The 3,711-nt window shown below is 74.5% G+C and carries 4 protein-coding genes; 1 reads left to right on the forward strand and 3 read right to left on the reverse strand.

Annotated elements, in window-relative coordinates; translation table 11 throughout:
- From hpnE to hpnC, 3 genes are all read right to left on the reverse strand, one after another.
- Positions 1-1,108 (reverse strand): hydroxysqualene dehydroxylase HpnE (gene hpnE, locus ABZ914_RS40885; RefSeq protein WP_500200003.1); only part of this gene is annotated, 1,108 nt, incomplete at its 3' end.
- Positions 1,105-2,022, reverse strand: a complete 918-nt coding sequence (gene hpnD / locus ABZ914_RS40890; RefSeq protein WP_500200004.1) for a presqualene diphosphate synthase HpnD — start codon at positions 2,020-2,022, stop codon at positions 1,105-1,107. The genes hpnD and hpnE, both read right to left, overlap by 4 nt.
- Positions 2,023-2,025: 3 nt before the next feature.
- Positions 2,026-2,886, reverse strand: a complete 861-nt coding sequence (hpnC, locus tag ABZ914_RS40895; RefSeq protein ID WP_500200006.1) for a squalene synthase HpnC — start codon at positions 2,884-2,886, stop codon at positions 2,026-2,028.
- A gap of 201 nt (positions 2,887-3,087) precedes the next feature.
- Between hpnC and ABZ914_RS40900 the strand changes: the two genes are divergently transcribed.
- Entirely contained in the window at positions 3,088-3,660 is a 573-nt protein-coding gene (locus ABZ914_RS40900; RefSeq protein ID WP_500200007.1) for a hypothetical protein, read from the forward strand.
- Positions 3,661-3,711: the final 51 nt, after the last annotated feature.

Genomic DNA, 3,711 nt, shown 5'->3' on the forward strand with positions numbered 1-3,711 from the left:
GCTCCCGGACGCGGGCGCCGCGCGCCGCCGGCAGCAGCCGCGCCAGCTCCGGCACGAACTCCGCGCGCAGCGCCGCGGTGGGCCGGTCGATCCAGCGGTCCGCCGCCGACAGCGAGATCGCCAGGTACTGGCCGTCGCGCAGCCCGGCCACCCCCGACCGGTCGAAGATCCACTGGACGGGGGAGCCGACCGCGGCGGCGAACGGCTCGTCCAGCACCGGCCGGTCGTACACCACGTGCACGTTGACGATCGGGCTCGCGTCCAGCTCGTGCCAGCGCAGCGGCTGCGGCAGCGCCTCGGCGGGCAGCAGCCGCGCCGCCGCCTCGTGCGGGACGGCCAGCACCACCGCGTCCGCGGCGATCGGCACGCCGTCCACCACCACCTTCGGGTCGGTGGTCACCGCCTCGACCTTCGCCTTCAGCCGGACGGTGCCGCCCATCTCCGCGATCCGGCGCAGCGCCGGGCCGCCGTGCAGCTCGCCCAGCGGGACGGTCGGGACGCCGATGTCGGCGGCGTCCGGCCGCCCGAACAGCGCCCGCCGGCACACCATCGCCGACAGGCCGAGCGCGGCGTCGCCCACCTCCGCGTTCAGCGCCGCGGTGATGAACAGGCCCCACAGCGCCTCCCGTGCCCACGGCCGCTGCCCGCGCTCGGCCAGCCACGCGCCCGCCGACAGCAGGTCCAGCGCCGGGTCGTCGGGGTCGAGCCGCTGGAGCCCCGCCGCCGCGCGCACCGCCCGCAGCCGGTCGGCGACCGGCAGGTGCGAGTACCGCGCCAGCGACGGCAGCAGGTGCAGCGGGCTCGGCAGCGGCGACCTGCGCAGCCGCGCCGGCCGCGCGCCCGGCCGCAGCACCGCGACGTCGAACCGGTCCTGCATCCGCACCAGGTGCTCGGCGCGGAGCCGCCGCAGCAGCCCCTGGTACGCGGTGCAGCAGCGCAGGAACACGTGCTGGCCGTTGTCGACGCTCAGCTCGTCGCGGCGGAACGAGTGGGTCGCGCCGCCGAGCCACGGGCGGGCCTCCACCAGCGTGACCGGGACGCCCGTCTCCTGCAGGGCGATCGCGGTGCTGATGCCGGCCAGTCCGCCGCCGACGACGACGACGCTCACCGTTCCACCCCCGTGAGCGCGCGCGCAGCGACCACGGCCTTCTGCCACGTCGGCAGCGAGACCCGCGAGTTCAGCGCCGCGGCCGGGTTCGCCGCGATGCTCTCCAGCAGCCGCCGGTAGATCCCCGCCATCGCGGCGGTGCACGCCGCGCTGCGCCGGTCCAGCAGCGGCAGCAGCCGCAGCCCTTCCGCGTACCAGGCGCGGGCCCGCTCCGCCTGGAAGCCGATCAGCTTGTGCAGCCGCCACGGCGGGTCGATGAACATGCCGGACTCGTCCAGCTCCAGCGTGCAGCCGAACTGCTCCAGGTCCTCGGCGGGCAGGTACACCCGCCCCGCCATCCGGTCCTCGCGGACGTCCCGCAGGATGTTGGTGAGCTGCAGCGCGACGCCCAGCGAGTCCGCGAGGCCCTCGGCGCGCTGCCGGCCGTCCGACCCGAACACCCCGAGCGACAGCCGGCCCACCGTGCCGGCGACCTGCTGGCAGTAGCGCAGCAGGTCGTCGAACGTCTCGTAGCGGGCGCCGCGCACGTCGCTCTCGCAGCCGTCGATCAGCTCGTCGAACGCGGCGAGGGGGATCGGGAACCGGCCCGCCGCGTCCGCCAGCGCCGTCAGCACCGGATGGCCCTCCAGCGCCCGCGCGTCGCTGCGCCGCCGCAGCACCTCCTGCACGGTCAGCAGCCGCTGCCGCGACCGGTCCAGCAGGTCCAGCCGCACGCACGCCGGCTCCGGGCCGTCCCCTATGTCGTCGACGCCGCGCGCGAACGCGTAGATCGCGCTCATCGCGCGGCGCTTCGGCGGCGGCATCAGCCGTATCCCGTAGGAGAAGTTGCGGGCCTCCTCGCGCACCACCCGCTCGCAGTGCCGGTACGCCCCGGCGACCTCTTCGGCACGCTCACACGTCTCTGAAACCGTCATCGCTCAGCCCCTTCCCAGTGCGCGCGCCCACCCGGCCAGCACTGCGGCCCGGCGGGGACGCGGCGGATGCGCGAGCACGTCGTAGCGGGCCCCGGCCAGCGCCTCCAGCGCCGCCCTCCCGCCGGCCACGTAGCCGCCCACGGCGACCCGGGCCCATCCGGACAGTCCCCTCATCAGCGGCGCGGCGCCGCGGTCCAGCAGGTCGCGGGCGCGCCCGGCCTCCAGGGCCAGCACGCCGCGCAGCCGCGTCGGCGTCGCCCGGCGGGCCAGGTCGGCGTCCTCGCAGCCGAACCTGCGCAGGTCCTCGGCGGGCAGGTACACGCGCCCGGCGCGGTGGTCCTCCGCGACGTCCTGGCAGTGCTCGATGATCTGCAGCGCCGTGCAGACCCGGTCCGACGCCCCCTCCAGCCCGGCGCCCTGGGCGCCGAACACGTGCAGCACGACGCGGCCGACGGGGTCGGCCGACAGCGCGCAGTACTCCACCAGCTGCTCGAACGTCTCGTAGCGGTGGACGACCTGGTCCTGCCGGTTCGCCTCGACCAGCCGCCGGAACGGCTCGGCCGGGATCCCGTGCGCGTGCACCGTGCCGGCCAGCCGCCGCAGCTGCGGCAGCTTCGGCGTCCCGCCCTTGTAGACCAGGTCCAGGTCGTCGTCGACCAGGGCCAGCAGGTCCGCGCGCTGCTCGGGCGGCGGCTCGTCCCCGATGTCGTCGACGAGCCGCGCGAAGCCGTAGACGGCCCGCAGGTCGGCGCGGTGCCGGGCGGGCAGCAGCCGCGCGGCGACCGGGAAGTTCTCCCGTGCCGCCAGCGCGTCCAGCATCCGGTCGTGGTCGAACGCGCTCCAGGGTGAATCGGTGATCACCATTGTGAGATTCGCCGGTCCGGCACTAAAGAAACTCTGGCCAAGGTATGGACTTATTGAAGCGCCGCGTGTCCCGGGCTGAACCGTTCCAGAGTCCCTGGCGTCTGGGTCATTGAACTGCCCATCATTCGCGTAAAGGCCGTTCAGAGAGGAAGTCCGGACATGCGGGGAACCGGCACACGTTGGGGGACGATGGTGGGGCTCATGGGGGTGAGCGCGGTCCTGGCCACCGGCTGCGGGGGCGCCGGGGGGACCTCGCACGCCGCCGTCAAGAGCGCGGGGGGCAAGAGCACGGGGGCCAAGAGCACGGCGCCGGCCGCGCCGGCGACGCCGGCCGCGCGGAAGCTGACGTTCGACCTGGTCAAAGGGCTGGGCGAGCGCGTCCTCGGGGGCGACCGGGCGTGCGGTTACGGCGAATGGAACGACGGCACGTTCGCGATCGACAAGCCGTACTCGAAGCAGACGACGTTCTACCGCGAATACAGCTGCTACGAGAAGAAGGGCGAGCTGTTCCCGAACGCGGCGGGACAGATGACCTATGCCGAGTTCGGCACCCCGGCCCAGGCGACCGCCTACGGAAACTACACCAAGACGAACATTTCGGCCGTCGCGGTGCTGGTTTCGGACAACGCCGCGGTCACCATGAACATCGGCTATCTCACCGCGAACAAGATGACGCTGCTGAAGCAGGTCCAGCAGGCCTGCGGCGGCTGCGGCACCGTGATCCCCGGAACGCACGCCTCCGACCCGGTCCCGGGCCACGTCGACAAGTCCTGACCGCCGGTGAGCCCCGTCCCGCCCCCCCCCCGCCCGGGCCCCGCCGGGGCC

This window comes from Spirillospora sp. NPDC046719, from assembly GCF_040645715.1.
In the GTDB taxonomy this organism is placed as follows: Bacteria; Actinomycetota; Actinomycetes; order Streptosporangiales; family Streptosporangiaceae; genus Spirillospora.